The sequence below is a fragment of the Flavobacterium sp. ENC genome (genome assembly GCF_020991415.1).
GTDB lineage: Bacteria > Bacteroidota > Bacteroidia > Flavobacteriales > Flavobacteriaceae > Flavobacterium.
On the sequence record NZ_JAJMOY010000002.1, the window covers coordinates 457,888 to 473,601 of the forward strand.

The following is a 15,714-nucleotide window of genomic DNA, read 5'->3' on the forward strand; positions in this document are numbered from 1 at the left end:
TCAAATTCAGCGAGTTCTCATTTTAAAGTATTACATTTGGCCAATTAAATACATTAAAATGCAAGAAGGTACAGTAAAATTCTTCAATGAAGAAAAAGGTTTTGGATTTATAACTCCTAATGATGGAGGAAACGAAATTTTCGTTCACGTTTCAGGTCTGTCAGAAAACATTCGTGAAAACGATCAAGTTCGTTTTGACGTAGAAGAAGGTCGTAAAGGTCCAAACGCAGTAAACGTAGTCATAGCATAATTATACTATAACAGTGAACTTATAAAGGCACCCGCATTTGCAGGTGCCTTTTTTATTTGCATTTTGTGCTTTGTTTCAATTTGCACCTTCACTAATTAGTAAGGGTCAAAAATTGCATTAGATAACGTTTGTTTTCGGCTTCATTCACTAAAAAATGAGCTACAGCTGCTCTTGAAATTTTCCCCACTTTCATTCCTTTTTCAAGTGCAGGCAATGATTTACAGGATGTAATCAGCGGTCCGTTGGTAAGCATTCCCGGTCGGACGATTTCCCAATTGATAGCGCTGTTTACAATAATTTCTTCCATCAAAGTTTTGTCAATGTACTGCTCTTTCAGGAAAAGTTTGATGACAGTCCGCATAAAAAAGTTCAGGTATTTTTTGCTTTCCCCGGATCCAAAACCTGTAATGATGAGTACCGGAGACAAGAACTTTAATTCTGCTGTCGCCGTTACCAGTGCTTTTGCAATGTCTGAAAATAAAGTAGTCGCTTTTTTGTTTTTTGTCCCTACAGTGATCAAAACGGCATCTGAATCTTTTATGGCTTTTTTTAAATCTGATATAGTAGTGGCGCTTCCGTTTATTTTGGTCAGCAATTCATGATCCGGCATTGCCGATGTATTTGTTGAAAGGGCCGTTACCGTATGTCCTTTTTGTAATGCCTGAATGACGGTCTGCAAGCCAATACCTGCACCAGCTCCTATGACTGCTATTTTCATGTTAGGATTGTTTAGTGTTTAAGTGTATAAATTTCTGAGCCGTTTCCTTTTTGGCTACTAACAAACTTTCGCTTCCCCATTTCCAGAGCGTTCCGTCAGTGCTTAAAATTGCAGCGCCCGCTTCTTGGGCAATGAGTATGCCTGCCATCCAGTTATAGGTGTCCAGATCTTCCTGAACAAACAAATCAATTCTGCCGGCACCCACATAAGCCAATTGCAGACCATGCGGCCCATAATTTCGAACAATACCAAAATTCCGAATCAGGCTGGTTATTGTCGGGCCTATTTTTTGATAAAAAGCAGTACTGGATTTGTCCTGGTGGCCGTATTCAAAAACAGACAGCATCACTGCAGGATCGGTTTTGCTGCTAAGCTGCAAGGGCGTATTATTCATAAAAGCACCTTCGTTCTCTTTTGCCCAGAATAGTTCATCTGAAAGCGGGTCAAAAATCACGGAAAAACAGGGCTTGCCATTTCGAACCAGTACCAGATTTATTGTCCATCCCGGAATGTGCTGCAGGTATTGAATCGCTCCGTCCATGGCATCACAAAGCCAATAGTCAGCTTGCTGTGCAGGATTTCGCTGGGCTTCGGTATCAAATTCATCCCCGATATGCCAGGGAATATTTGGAAATTCCGGCGATAAATCTTCTTTTAAGGAAGTCAGGCAAAGGGTGTCTATGTTTTCTAATTCCGCTACAAGTTCATCCATTGTTTGTGGTATGGCTTTTTGCTTGTAGTCCTTTAAAAAGAGATGTCCGGCTTTTTTTACTGCTTCGAGTACGATTGGGATATTCAGTTCTTTTTGCATCATAATTGTTTTTAATTAACAATGCAAAGCTAGAAGACAGGGGAGACTTAAAGTAGAACGAATGGTTGGAAGTATAGTCCTAATCGCGGAATTGTTTCCGAAATTCAAGAGGAGTCATCTGAGTAACCTTTTTGAAAAGCTTTCCAAAATAAACCGGTTCCTCATATCCGACTGCATGGGCAATTTCTTTTACGCTGTTATCCGTAAAATATAAAAGTCTTTTGGCTTCGAGAATAGAAGCTTCCTGTATGTGAACGGATACCGGATTTCCGGTTAACGCTTTTACCGTATCGTTTAAATGAGCCACCGTAACAGCAAGCGCGGCGGCATATTTTGCAGGCTGTTTCCAGGTCTTATAATGCTGTTTGACCAATTGGCTGAAGGTATCTTTGATAATAACACCGCGGCTCGTTTTTTGGTTTTGAGGAGATAAACTGTCAATAATTTCTCCGGCGATCAGGTTAAGGAGGCCATTTAATAAACTGTGAATAGCTTTATGGATGAATTTATTGGTATTTTCGGACTGTGATTTTTCGATCAAAGCCATTAGGGAAGTGGTCTGGTAAAACAAAATGGAGTCGGGCTCTAAAGACAGTGGCGTATTCATTTTGTTTTGCATTAACTGAAGCAGTTCCTGATCTGCCAGTGAAGGGTCAAAATTAAGGATCCATCCTTTGGGAGCATCTACTTCAATGCTGTAATGAACCTGCTCCGGAAAGACACAAATTAAAGCAGGCGTACTGAATTCCACATTTTCAAAATCAATATTCAGTTGAAACCGGCCTTCGGTAGCCAGCATCAACTGACAATGGTTATCCCGGTGCGGTTTCGAAATATCGTGTTCTTCAACAGTTTTACCCTGCATATTGCGAATAAAAACCCCTGCCTTTGCATTGGGCGTCAGTGGGAATTGTTCGATATGCTGGTTTTTGTTCTTCAAAGTGTAAAAAGATAGTTTATTTTAGGTTCTGTGTTTTAAGAAACAGCCAAAATTCCGCAATGCTATAATGACCGGATAATTCCTTTTCCGTTTTCGGCTGACGGTATTTTTTTTTCTGTTTTTTCGTTTATAATGGGCTAGTTTTCTGCAAATCTAACCAATATGTTATTACGCAACCTAATAAATAGAAACAGGTTTTAATGATGAAGCAGGCAATAGATAATACAGCGACTATTTTAAACATTTTAGCTGTTATTAAACAAAAATAACAGCCCGGATTTCAGTCTTTAATTAATACATTTGGCTTACCAAATCTGTAACAGAAAGTCAAATCAAATGGCGCTGTTTAAAAAAAAAGAAAATGAACAGAAAAAAAATAATTTTACTCTTTTGCATTTTGTCAAATTTTTGTTTTGCACAAACCAATTATTATGTAGCGCCTACAGGTAATAATGCGAATTCGGGTTCTGTTGCCTCACCCTGGAAAACAATACAATACGGGTTAAATCAGTTGCCTGCCAATGGTATTCTAAATGTTTTTCCGGGAACGTACAGCGAAAAAATCACAATTCCGAACAACGCCATTACCCTTAAAAATTACTCGGCGACGCTGCCCGTTATTGATGCAACAGGGATAAAAACTCAAAATGCAGTTATTGCTGTCAACAATAAAAGCAATGTAACGATTGACGGGATGGAGCTGCAAAATAACATTCAAAATGATGCGCAGGGTATCTTAATTGAAGGAACTGGAGCCAATATTACCATTAAAAACTGCAAAATACACGATATTCATTTCTCTTCTAATGCGAATGCAGCGGTAAATGAAACCGTCAATGCACAGGGCATTATCGTATTTGGCACCAACGCCACAACAGCCATTACAAACCTTAAAATACAAGATAATGAATTGTATAATTGCAGGTTAGGGTACAGCGAAGGAATTGCGGTCAACGGAAATGTCAACGGGTTTGAAGTCACCAGCAACAATGTCCATGATCTGACCAATATTGGTATCGATATTATCGGCCACGAAGGAACCTGCCCAAATCCTGCAAATGATCAGGCAAGGAACGGATTAGTTAAAAACAACACCGCGCATCATTGTATTGCTGCCTACTCCACATCGGGTGGAATTTATATCGACGGCGGGAAAAACATAACCGTTGAAAACAACACCTCCTATCATAATGGTTACGGAATAGAAGTTGGCTGTGAAAAAACGGGTCAGACTACCGATGGAATTATAATCCGGAATAATGTTTTTTACGATAATGAGATTTGCGCGCTGGCGATGGGAGGATTTGCTTATCCTTCGGGTTCCGGAAAGGTAATCAACTCGTCTTTTAGAAACAATACCTGCCTGATGAATGATTACAGCAGTTCGGGAAATGGTGAATTGTATCTTTCGTATAGTGAAAACAGTACTATTGAAAACAATATTTTTTATACCGGAACACAAAATATCCTGGCTTACGCAGAACTGACACAGCCCAGTCTAAAATTCAATTACAACACCTTTTTCTGCCAGGCGGGAGCGGCCAGTTTAACAACCGACTGGAACGGCAACGGATACGAAGGCTACAATGCTTTTTCAACAGGAACAGCCACAAATGCCAATTCGATATTTGCCAACCCGCAATTGACTGCTGCCAATAGTACAAATCCCGATTTTCATCTTCTAACTGGTTCTCCGGCTAAAAATGCAGGAAATCCGGCTTATGTAGCTGCAAATACCGAAACAGATTTTTACAATCAGGTAAGAATTGAAGGTGGTAGAATTGATTGTGGAGCGGATGAATTTGGGACTGACATCCTTGGAATTGATAAAATGGAAATTTCGAAATACAGTATTTATCCCAATCCGGCAACCAATTTTATCACGATTGATACTGAAGTACCGGTAGAGAAATACCAAATCTTTACGATCAGCGGACAAAAACTTATGGAAGGGACTGACAAGAATAAAATTAATATTGCAGAACTAAATCCGGGAATGTACTTTATAAAGTTTCAGATTGAAAGTAAAAGTTACGTCTCTAAAATAATAAAAAGATAAATTTGCAGACACCTGAATGTTATACCAAACAGGAATTTTGATGCGTTTACATATCTTCTGTCCTGCAGAGGATAAAAATAAATTATGGAAAAACTAAGAAAACATATTGAAGAGATTATACCTATCAGTGACGAGGAGTTTGAGTCAATCAAACCATTTTTCACCATAAGAAGGGTATTAAAAAATCAATATCTGATTCAGCAGGGTGATGATGCCAAATATGAATACATCATTATGAGCGGTATTTTCAGGGTTTTTTATCTGGATGAAGACGGAAAAGAACACATTGTACAATTTGCAACAGAAAACTGGTGGATGTCTGATTATATCGCATATTTCAATCAGAAGCAGGCCAATATGTATGTAGTCTGTATGGAAGCAGGAGAGGTATTATGCCTGACCCTGGACGGACGGGAGAAACTCTCGGTCACACTACACAAAATGGAGCATTTTTTCAGGGTGAAACTTACCAAGGGCTATATCGCCCTGCAGCAAAGGGTAATCTCCTTACTTTCCAATAATCCGCAGCAGCGCTATAAAGAATTTGCGGATCTCTATCCCAATCTGATGCAAAAAATTCCAAAAAAATACATTGCGGAATATCTGGGGGTGAGCCGCGAAACCCTGAGCAGGCTGTACTCTAACAATAAATAAGATACCTATTAAACTTTCAAGTGTGATTTTCATCACACTTTTTTTGTGACTTTTCTCCTCGTTCTGAGGGGGGTGACTGCTATAAATTTGCCTTATAAATAATTCATAACAACTTTAAAAAATTATAGCAATGAAAAAACTTATGATGGTAACAGCGGCATTTGCCTTTTTTTCTTCTTATGCACAAAATCAAAAAGAAAACACCTCAGTAAAACAAAAAACAACCCTTAAAAACGAAACAAAAATGAACAAGAAAATTTTAATTATCGTATCGAATGCCAATGCAATTGGACCAAACAACAGAAGAACCGGAATTTTTCTTCCGGAAGTAGCACATCCTTATGCCGAATTCGACAAAGCAAATTATCAAATTGATTTTGCGAGCTTAACCGGAGATACCCCTTATTTAGACGCGCTTAATCTGGCCAATGATCCTGACAATCTTGCGTTTCTGACAGGAAAAGGTTGGGAAGCGATGCAGAAAGCCGTTAAACTCTCTGATGTTAATGTGAGTCAGTATGATGCTGTTTTTGTACCGGGCGGTCTGGCACCAATGGTCGATATGCCTGACAATGTACTTCTTAAAAAAGTAATCAAAGAAACGTACGAAAGAAACGCTGTTGTTGGAGCGGTCTGTCACGGTCCCGTATCTTTATTAAATGTAAAACTAAGCGACGGATCTTACCTGGTTAACGGTAAAAACATCACTTCTTTTACAGATGAGGAAGAAAAAGGGTATGCCATCGCCGATGTACCTTTCTTACTGGAAAGTGCCTTAACCAAACAGGGAGCCAAATTTCATGCTGCGGCCATATGGTCAGCGCATAGTATTGCCGATGGTAATCTGGTAACCGGACAAAATCCTGCTTCTGCTAAAGGAGTGGCTGAAAAAATGATTTCGATTCTGGAATCAGCAAAAAAATAATGATGTAATACTATTGGCCTCTTTCAAATTAAGGGTAGAGGTCAATATGTTTTTAGTATCATGACATCAAAAATGGGTAATCATAAACGAAAATTTTAAAAATAAATAAAATGGAAAATCAAAATCCGGTTCATGTTTTTGCGACATGGAAAGTTAAAGAAGGCGAAATCGAAACTGTTTTGAATTTGCTGGAAACAGTACAAAAAGAAAGCGAAAAAGAAAAAGGCAATCTGTTCTATAAAATTCATCAGAGTAATTCAGATGTAAATACACTGGTTTTATTTGAAGGATATACGAATGAAGCAGCCGTCGCAGCACATCGAAATTCAGCTCATTTTCAGGAATTTGTTCTGGGGAAAATTGTTCCTTTATTAGAAAACAGGGAGATTGTTTTAACGACACCTGTACATTATTTATAGACCTCAAATGTTAAATAGTACAAAATAAGACATTGAAGCCATTGATAATTTGATTAAATTTAGAAAACAAACCAGAAGACAAATTTTAATTCAAAAGGAAGCCTGGTTTTAAGTTCAACTAAAAAAGCATTATGGAAAAGACAACAAAAATAATATTCCCCTACGATCAGAGTGTAGTAAAAGAACTGCCCCTTATCGACAAAAACGAGGTTGAGAAAGTACTGACTATTGCCCAAAATTTATTTGAGGACCAATCGAACTGGCTTCCGGCTTACAAAAGAATTGAAATACTGGAAAAGGCTGCTTTCCTAATGAAGGAAAGGAGTGAGGAATTAATCCATCTGGCGATCAGCGAAGGAGGAAAACCGTATAAAGACTCAAAAGCAGAAATAGTAAGAGCGATCAAAGGCGTAAAATTAGCCGCTGAGCATATTTCACAAATAAAAGGAGAGCAAATTCCAATGGGACTTACCGAAGCTGCCTTAAACAGGATTGCCTTTACAACAAAAGAACCTATTGGTATCGTAGCTGCTGTTAGCGCCTTCAATCATCCTTTAAATTTAGCAGTTCATCAGATTGCCACTGCTATTGCTGCCGGTTGTCCGGTTGTATTTAAACCAGCGGGCACTACGCCATTATCCGGTCTGGCGCTTGCCGATATTTTAAAAGAGGCAGGTTTACCTGAAGGATGGCTGCAAGTGGTTTTATGTGACAATGAAACAGCAGAATTACTGGTGACAGATCCGAGAGTTCATTTTTTATCTTTTATTGGTTCAGCGAAAGTAGGGTGGTACCTGAAAAGTAAATTAGCGCCGGGTACCCGAAGTGCTTTAGAACATGGCGGAGCAGCGCCGGTTATTGTTGAAAGTGATGCCGATTTTACAGAAATGATTCCGGATCTGATAAAAGGAGGTTTTTATCATGCAGGACAGGTTTGCGTATCCGTTCAGAAAGTATATGTGAATGCGCAAATTTGTGATCGTTTTACAGCACAGTTTTCGGAGGCGACTAAAAAATTGATTGTTGGAAATCCGTTTGATGAAACGACCGATGTAGGTTCGCTTATAACACCAAAAGAAGTCGATCGTGTAGAAGAATGGGTTAATGAAGCTGTTGCTAAAGGCGCCAAAGTAATTACGGGCGGGAAAAGAATTTCCGACACTTGTTTTGAGCCTACCGTTTTGTTTAACCCTTCAGAAGATTCGAAAGTGTCAACCCATGAAATCTTTGGTCCTGTAGTTTGTATCTATCCTTTTACAGACAGGGATGAAGCCATACGAAAAGCAAATGCCCTTGATGTTCATTTTCAGGCAGCTGTCTTTACAAAAAACCTGGATATTGCGCTGGATACCGTCAAAAAATTAAACGCCACCGCCGTGATGGTGAATGACCATACAGCCTTTCGTGTAGACTGGATGCCTTTTGGCGGACGGGATACTTCCGGTATTGGAATGGGAGGGATCTCGTATACAATCAATGAAATGACCAGAGAAAAAATGACTGTTTTTAAAAGTAAATTCCTTTAATTTTTTTACCGCAAAGAGCGCAAAGATTTTTTTAAACTCTTACCTATTATTAGACGCAAAGTTCGCAAAGCTCCATCTATACAGCCTTTGCGAACTTTGCGTTTAATAAGGTAACTTAGATAAAAATCTTTGCGTTTTCTTTGCGGTAAACTTTTTTTTTTGCTCTCCAATTTTTTTAGGATTGATCCGCTAAGAAAAACCGGATACTGTGGCTAATTTTTCCCTTCAAATTTTTCGATGGCTTCGGGGGTAACAGGGGTAAATAAATTTACTAAGTTACCATCAGGGTCCCGAAATAAAAGCGATTTGTTGCCCCAGGGCATTGTGGTAGGTTTTTGAACGATGCTGTTTTGAAGAAAATCCGCTAATCTTTCATACTCTTTTTCTACATCATCTACCCTGAATTCGATGATAACACTACTATTTTGGGCTGGTTTTGCCACGTCATCACCTCCGAAAAAAACTAATGTTTTCGTACTTCCAATGGCTAAAGTAGTGGTGGGTGTTTTTAATTCGGCAAAGTCGGCGGTGTATTGCACTGCGGATAAACCCGTTACCTGCTCATAAAAATTCACTAATTGCGCGACATCAGCAGTAATAATTCGAATGGACACTAAATTCATTTGTCTGTTTTTTAAGTTATAGGACAAATGTACCGGAGCGCTATGACAACAGTTTGTCAGCAGTACCGAATTTTTTTTGAAAGCCGCAGGGGAGAAATTCGGCAGTATACTGTGTTTTTACCATTATATTTATTTCATGATAAGTAGCGTTACACCTCAAACATAAAAATTATTGATTTAATTTTGTGGTGCGTAATGCAGAATCATATCTATAAAACCTAATCGTGATATCTGGCAGGATCGTTTTAAAAAAAAGCTATGGTAAACGACTATAAAAAGCACGATTTGTACGGTAAGACCTTAATTCAAAAAATTGAATTGACACCACCGTTTAAATTCGATTTTCCGGTGACGGAGCAGGCCTGTTTTTTATATGTACTGCAAGGGGAAATCCAGTATGAGGCTGATGATGAGCCGGTAAACATTCCGACCAATTATTCCCTGTTTCTGAATTGTATCCAGTCCGGAAAACAAATGTACAATTCAAATCCAAAAAGTAATTGTGAGATTGTGATTGTGACTTTTTATCCGGAGATATTAAAGAAAATTTACGACAGGGAACTGCCGGCATTGCTGCAGACACCGAAAAATATAATCTCAAACAAGTCAAGTGAAAAAATAAACAACGACTTCCTGATCCAAAAGTATATCGAGGGATTATTGTTTTATTTTGAGAATCCATCCCTGATCAACGAAGACATTCTAATCCTGAAATTAAAGGAAATCCTGCTTTTACTGTCCCAGACACAAAATTCGGAAGCGATACAATTGATCATTTCGCAGCTTTTTTCTCCTGCCGCCTATACCTTTAAACAAATAATAGAAGCCCATTTGTTTTCGCAGCTAACCATTGAAGAACTGGCCACGAAGAACAACCTGAGTGTATCTTCATTCAAACGTGAATTTGCTAAAATCTACGACGATACGCCTGCGAATTACATTAAAGCGAAAAAGCTTGAAAAAGCAGCTGAATTACTCCTGCGTTCCAATCAGCGTATTACGGAAATTGCCTTTGACTGCGGTTTTAATGACCTGGCGAATTTTACCAAAAGCTTTACCGGAAAATACGGTGTTACACCTACAAATTACCGCCAAAATCTAAATAGTAAAGCATAATTAAATTATTGTCCTGCATTAGTCATCCCTAAAACTCTTTAAAATTTAAGGATGTTTTTTGGCGTGAACCAGATTGCCAAACAATTGAACTTATTGACAAAACCATTCTCTTCGTTCTGTCGCACATTTGCACAGCTGCTTTAAGGGACACAAGCCTGCAAACGGATCTCCATAATACTGATTTCCTGCAGAAATTGTTCTTTTAGCAGATAAAACTTTAAAAAAAAACTAATTTAAACGATCAGAAAATGGGATTATCAATTTTAGGAATTTTTCATACAATTATTGGTGTGGTTGCCATTGGAGCAGCTTTAACAGGATTTATCAAATATGGTAAAATCAATCTGGGCACCGTATCAGGTAAAATCTACTTTTACCTCACCATCATTACTTCACTTACGTCACTTGGCATCTCAAAGCATGGCGGATTGAATGCGGGACATGCTTTTTCAGTATTTATTGTGCTGCTTGTTGCAGAGGCTTATTTCCTCTACTCCAAACGGCCAGCCAGTAACAGGGCACGTTATTTTGAAAATTTTTGCCTGTCCTTCAGTTTTTTCCTGTCACTTGTTCCAACCGTTAATGAGACTTTTACCCGTGTTCCGGTAGGGCATCCTTTGGCTAAAAATATCGGCGATCCTGCTATTGGGAATACGCTTCTTGTTTTACTGGTACTTTTTGTTGCCGGTTCGGTTTATCAGTTTAAGAAACAACAGAAAGAGAATAAAAAAGTAGCTTAAAATCAGTTTCGTTTTTTTTTGCCGGCTGTAAGAACTGCCTGCTGTTTCAGACCACAACAGAAAGTAATGCCGTTGACCCCAAACAGGGGAACGGCAACGGTCTGTTTGCTTTAAATCAGAAACTTCTGACCTGTATTTTTTCTTGATTTTTTATTTTTTATAAAAATTTATAGTGTTGATTATCAATAATTTGTGCAAACGAAATCGTTGTATAAATCTTGATTTTTACTGTATCTTTTCGTTAATTTTCTTTTTAAGTCTAGTTTCGTTGTATCCTTTTTTTAGGAACAAACTTACTAATTAAAAAACCAAAATTATGAAGAATCGATTACTTGCTATTTTTTTTAAAAGAGAAAAATATGGCCTTTTCATTGGGCTCTTTTTTACGCTCTTAAGCTCCAGTTTACAGGCGCAGCGTGGTTATTATGATGCGCCTTATAAGAGATACGAAGCCAACGTAGGCCAGTTGTCCAATGGCGCTGCCACTACTTCAAAATCGTATGTGCAGTCTGATCTGCAGTCGGAAGCTACAGATCAGCAATGTGTAAATCTGTCTGCCGCCAATGCTACTGTTCAATGGACACTGACTGAGGCTGCGGACGGGCTTGTCATTCGATACAGTGTTCCCGATGGACAAACAGGCACTTTGGGTGTCTATAACGGCAACACAAAAATTACGACCCTGACCTTAACCTCCACCTGGTCCTGGGAATATCTGTGGAGTAACGGAAATCCAAATAATGGCGGCATTACCAATCAAAACCCAAGAATGCGATTTGATGAAGTCCGTTATAAACTTCCTGCCAAAATCGCGGTATCCGGAACTTTAAAACTAGTAAGGGAAACAGGTAATATCCATTTGGATTTTGCAGAGATGGAACCCGTTCCGGCTGCTGTTACCGCTCCATCCGGTTCAGTGACCTATACCGGAAACGGAAGCGATCTTCAGACTTTTATTGATGCAAACGGCGGAAAAAAAATATTTGTCCCGGCTGGTGTTTTCAACGTTAACAGGGAATTGTATTTCGGTTCCGCCAATACTTCATTAGTAGGTGCCGGAATGTGGTATACCCAAATTAATTTTACGAATACGAGCAGCGGTAATGGCGGATTGCGTGCCAATGCAGGCAATATTTCATTTTCGGATTTGTATTTAACGACAAATTCCGCTTCAAGAAGCAATTCTTATAAAGCTATAAATGGGGTATTTACGTCCACTTCAACAGTAAAAAATATATGGGCAGAACATTTTGAATGTGGAGCCTGGATTGCACAGTACAATGTGGGAGGCCCTGCAATTGCTGATGGATTTACACTGTCTCATTGTCGTTTCAGAAATAATTATGCCGACGGAATTAATCTTTGCAAAGGAACTGCCAATTCCGTTGTAGAACACTGTAATTTTAGGAATAATGGCGATGACGATCAGGCGATCTGGTCGGCGGACGGACTGGAATGTATCAATAATACGTTTAGGTACAATACTTCGGAAAATTGCTGGCGTGCCTGCGGTCTGGCGATTTACGGCGGTAAAAATAACAAAGCTTACAATTTAATTATAAAAGACAATCTGGAAGCGGGTATAAGAGTTAGTAATAATTTTCCCGGCGCGCCATTCAACAATGACGGAATGCACGAAATTCATGATATTACCGTAACCACCTGCGGAACTTTTAATGATACGTATAACAATCCGGTAGCGGCAGTAGATATTTTCAGTGCCACTAATGCCGGCTCTCAGGTTAAAAATGTTCAGCTTTATAATCTCGATATTATTGATTCGAGAAATGATGCTATTTCGATCAGCAAAAGATCAGGGGACGGAATTTATAATCTTTCTTTTAAAGACATAACGGTTAACGGAACGGGTAAAGAATTCCCCAACAATAACGCCCTTAACAGAAATTGGGGCAGAGGTTTTTTTGTACTTATAGCAGGTTCGCCCGCTGGAAATGGTACGTATTGCAATATGAATTACTCCAACAGAGGCGGAAATGCTACAGTTAATGAAGAAATCAGCGCAATTGGCTCATTTTCGTGGGCGCAAAGCAGTACTTGTTCCAGCACATCAGTTGCAGTTACAGGTGTAACGGTGACACCGGCAACAGCCACTTTAAGCGTTGGTACCACACAACAATTAACACCAACCGTTGCTCCGGTCAATGCGACAAACAAAACAGTGAGCTACAATTCTAATAATACCGGTGTTGCAACTGTAAATTCGACAGGTTTAATTACTGCAATTGCCTCGGGCACAACCACGATTACAGTCACTACGCAGGACGGTTCTAAAACAGCGACTGCTGTAATTACGGTAAATTCATCAAATGTGGCCGTTACCAGTGTAAGTCTTAGCCCCGGATCGGCAACATTGGCTGTAGGCGGAACACAACAATTGACAGCGACAGTGCTGCCTTCCAATGCAACCAATAAGTCGGTTAGTTATGCTTCAAACAATACTGGTGTAGCAACGGTCAATGCCTCCGGTTTAGTGACCGCAATTGCGAATGGAACAGCAACCATTACCGTAACCACTTCAGACGGGAACAAAACAAGCACAGCAGCCATTACGGTCAGTACTGCCACAGGAAGTTATTTTACCATTAAAAACAAGTGGACCAACAATTATTTATACGATGCAGGCGCCAATGTAGGGTATGGTGCAACAGTGGCCAATAACAATTACAAATGGGAAAAAGTTGCCGTAGATGCCACTTATTTTATATTGAAAAATGTAGGTACGGGAGATATAATGCATATTGAAAACTTAACAGGAGCAGTGCAATGTACTGCAGGCTCATCAGGCTGGTGGAGTGCCCAATGGTCAAACGAAAATGTAGATGGCACCTGGGTAAGAATCAAAAACAGATGGCAGACCGGGAGCATGATCCATATTGAAAACCTTACGGGTTCTGCTCAATATGCAGGAGGCCAGAACAATTGGGAAAGCGCACAATGGCAATTTCAAAGTACGGCCACAGCTAAAATGAGCAGCGAAAAAGCAGCATTAAGTATCGAAAATAATGCGTTTATCGGAATTTATCCAAACCCGGCGACTAACAATGAATTTAATATTGTATTCCCGGAATTAAAACCAGGCGATTTGGCAACAGTAACCGTTACTGATTTAGTGGGAAGAAAGGTGTTGGTAAGCAAGCTTAGCGCGTCTGCTAAAATCGACCACAATTTAGCTAAAGGAATGTATCTGGTTACCATCAGTTCCGGTGATTTTACTGTTTCTAAAAAACTGATCGTTAAATAATTGGGTTGAAATAACATTCCGAAAAGACTCATTCTGAAATAAAGGGAACGATTTTAGAATACCTTAAAGTAAAACCAGTGGTAAATCACTGGTTTTTTTATGGGCTAAAATAATTTTTGTGCCGTTTTTACCCTCAGCGAATCAACTAAAATACATTAAAATTCATCCTGGCAAAAACAAGTTATGCTAAATATCAGACCAGTTATTACATGAATAATAGGGTTTGTATATTTCTGATGGTTGCTCTGCTTTATTACGTATAGTTTTAAGTGATGTTTTAATAGAGTAATTAACCTTAATTTCTGTAAATTATGGACGGTAAACTAAAAAAGGCAGCTTCTATCTTTATCTTAATAAGTGTAGGAGTTTTTCTGTCACGATGCCAGCAAGATGAAAATGAGGCACCCGGCATTCAAAAAAGGGAGCAAAACAAAGCTGTAACTGCTGCAAAAAAATGGTTTGAGAACAGCAGGCTGCAGCTCGAAGGATTAGCCTTCACTGAAACGATTGACTGGAACCATGCCATTGTAACGGATGGGGAAAAAGGGCAGGCCATAGAAGTTCCTCTGATACTGAAACCCAACACTACTACCAATGTGGTGGCAGATGAAAAGTACAAAACCTATATGAGATTATTATTTGTTCCCGACATAGGAGATACGTACAAAGTGTATGACATTATTTACACCACAAAAGATGATGCTTTTGACAATACTAATAAAGAACAAAATTTTTATCATATTAGTTCCCGATTTTCGGGTTATATTACCATCCAGGACAGTCAGAACAAAATTGTATATTCAGGGGAATTTGTAAACGGAATGGTGACAGCCCTGCACAATTTAAGTAGGGAATCAAACGAAACTTCGCGAACATACTGCAGATATTGGGTTTATGTAGGCCCTACCATTACGTGTAGCAGCTGGGTTTGGGAACCTGATTATGGAAGCGGATACAATTGGGGACCTCCGGGTCTATCAGGTAGTATTCCCGGGATTTTTTTTCCATCTCTTAAACTAGATCCCTGTGGTGCCGCTAAAACAACAACAGGAATTTCAGCGAAAGCTGGTTATTTAAACGCTAAATCCGATATTATGCAGGCGAGTGCCGACGGAAAGGAACACAGTATTACTTTGGGGAATGGTGCAGGAGGCGCTTTAACCCAGGCACCTATGAACAACGGAGGCACAAACGGAGTAGTGGTCAACCAGAATTGGCCCGGAGCTTTTGCCGCGATGCACAATCACCCCAATAATTCTCAGGTATCTGCAGGAGATATCTATGCTGCGGTAACGCTGAATACAAAAAACAGTAATTTCACAACTTCTTTTATTTTAACAGGAGGAGAAACCTATGCCATTGTAATTACGAATTTAACAGCGGCAAAAGCTTTTGTGGCGGCTTATCCGGCGGATATATCTCCTATATATCCGCCTGAATTTCCTGATATTATTTTTAGCCAATTACTAGCGCTCGTAAATGTCATGGGATCAAGTGTAGAAGGAAAAACTAATGCAATAGCTTTTACTTTAGATAAATTTAAATCAGGAATAACACTATTGAAACAAGAACATTCAGGAGACTTTAAACCTATTAATTTTAAAGAGATTACTCAGGCTAATGGCAGTAAATCATACAATTCAATACCTTGTAATTAATTTATAAAATGAA

14 protein-coding genes are annotated in these 15,714 nt (G+C 39.1%); 10 read left to right on the forward strand and 4 right to left on the reverse strand.

Going from position 1 to position 15,714, the window contains the following annotated elements:
* Window positions 1-58 precede the first annotated feature (58 nt).
* On the forward strand, window positions 59-250 hold the full coding sequence (locus LPB89_RS06780; protein ID WP_127339275.1) for a cold-shock protein: 192 nt from the start codon (window positions 59-61) through the stop codon (window positions 248-250).
* Between the two features lie 91 nt (window positions 251-341).
* Here LPB89_RS06780 and LPB89_RS06785 read toward each other — a convergent pair whose 3' ends face one another.
* The 3 genes from LPB89_RS06785 to LPB89_RS06795 form a co-directional block, all read right to left on the reverse strand.
* Window positions 342-968 (reverse strand): NAD(P)-dependent oxidoreductase, encoded by a 627-nt coding sequence (locus tag LPB89_RS06785; RefSeq protein WP_230701009.1) that lies wholly within the window; start codon window positions 966-968, stop codon window positions 342-344.
* 1 nt (window position 969) lies between these two features.
* Window positions 970-1,782: an inositol monophosphatase family protein gene (locus LPB89_RS06790; RefSeq protein WP_230701010.1), complete on the reverse strand. Its 813-nt coding sequence runs from the start codon at window positions 1,780-1,782 to the stop codon at window positions 970-972.
* A gap of 76 nt (window positions 1,783-1,858) precedes the next feature.
* Window positions 1,859-2,719 (reverse strand): helix-turn-helix transcriptional regulator, encoded by an 861-nt coding sequence (locus tag LPB89_RS06795; RefSeq protein WP_230701011.1) that lies wholly within the window; start codon window positions 2,717-2,719, stop codon window positions 1,859-1,861.
* Between the two features lie 361 nt (window positions 2,720-3,080).
* Between LPB89_RS06795 and LPB89_RS06800 the strand changes: the two genes are divergently transcribed.
* From LPB89_RS06800 to LPB89_RS06820, 5 genes are all read left to right on the forward strand, one after another.
* On the forward strand, window positions 3,081-4,778 hold the full coding sequence (locus LPB89_RS06800) for a right-handed parallel beta-helix repeat-containing protein (protein WP_230701012.1): 1,698 nt from the start codon (window positions 3,081-3,083) through the stop codon (window positions 4,776-4,778).
* An 84-nt stretch (window positions 4,779-4,862) separates the two neighbouring features.
* Window positions 4,863-5,432 (forward strand): Crp/Fnr family transcriptional regulator, encoded by a 570-nt coding sequence (locus LPB89_RS06805; RefSeq protein ID WP_230701013.1) that lies wholly within the window; start codon window positions 4,863-4,865, stop codon window positions 5,430-5,432.
* Between the two features lie 130 nt (window positions 5,433-5,562).
* Window positions 5,563-6,357: a type 1 glutamine amidotransferase domain-containing protein gene (locus LPB89_RS06810; protein ID WP_230701014.1), complete on the forward strand. Its 795-nt coding sequence runs from the start codon at window positions 5,563-5,565 to the stop codon at window positions 6,355-6,357.
* A 110-nt stretch (window positions 6,358-6,467) separates the two neighbouring features.
* Window positions 6,468-6,776 carry a putative quinol monooxygenase gene (locus LPB89_RS06815; RefSeq protein WP_230701015.1) on the forward strand — a complete coding sequence of 103 codons (309 nt, stop codon included), beginning with the start codon at window positions 6,468-6,470 and terminating at the stop codon, window positions 6,774-6,776.
* 131 nt (window positions 6,777-6,907) lie between these two features.
* On the forward strand, window positions 6,908-8,302 hold the full coding sequence (locus tag LPB89_RS06820; RefSeq protein WP_230701016.1) for an aldehyde dehydrogenase family protein: 1,395 nt from the start codon (window positions 6,908-6,910) through the stop codon (window positions 8,300-8,302).
* 212 nt (window positions 8,303-8,514) lie between these two features.
* On the opposite strand, the gene LPB89_RS06825 is transcribed toward LPB89_RS06820, so the two are convergent.
* Entirely contained in the window at window positions 8,515-8,925 is a 411-nt protein-coding gene (locus tag LPB89_RS06825) for a VOC family protein (protein ID WP_230701017.1), read from the reverse strand.
* Window positions 8,926-9,183: 258 nt separating this feature from the next.
* Here LPB89_RS06825 and LPB89_RS06830 point away from each other — a divergent pair, with 258 nt between their 5' ends.
* From LPB89_RS06830 to LPB89_RS06845, 4 genes are all read left to right on the forward strand, one after another.
* On the forward strand, window positions 9,184-10,041 hold the full coding sequence (locus LPB89_RS06830; protein ID WP_230701018.1) for an AraC family transcriptional regulator: 858 nt from the start codon (window positions 9,184-9,186) through the stop codon (window positions 10,039-10,041).
* A gap of 248 nt (window positions 10,042-10,289) precedes the next feature.
* The gene (locus tag LPB89_RS06835; RefSeq protein ID WP_230701019.1) at window positions 10,290-10,781 is read left to right on the forward strand and encodes a hypothetical protein; all 492 of its coding nucleotides are present in this window, start codon (window positions 10,290-10,292) and stop codon (window positions 10,779-10,781) included.
* Window positions 10,782-11,097: 316 nt separating this feature from the next.
* Window positions 11,098-14,043 (forward strand): Ig-like domain-containing protein, encoded by a 2,946-nt coding sequence (locus LPB89_RS06840; protein ID WP_230701020.1) that lies wholly within the window; start codon window positions 11,098-11,100, stop codon window positions 14,041-14,043.
* Between the two features lie 311 nt (window positions 14,044-14,354).
* Complete coding sequence (locus tag LPB89_RS06845; protein WP_230701021.1) at window positions 14,355-15,701, forward strand: hypothetical protein; 1,347 nt, start codon at window positions 14,355-14,357, stop codon at window positions 15,699-15,701.
* The last annotated feature ends 13 nt before the right edge of the window (window positions 15,702-15,714 follow it).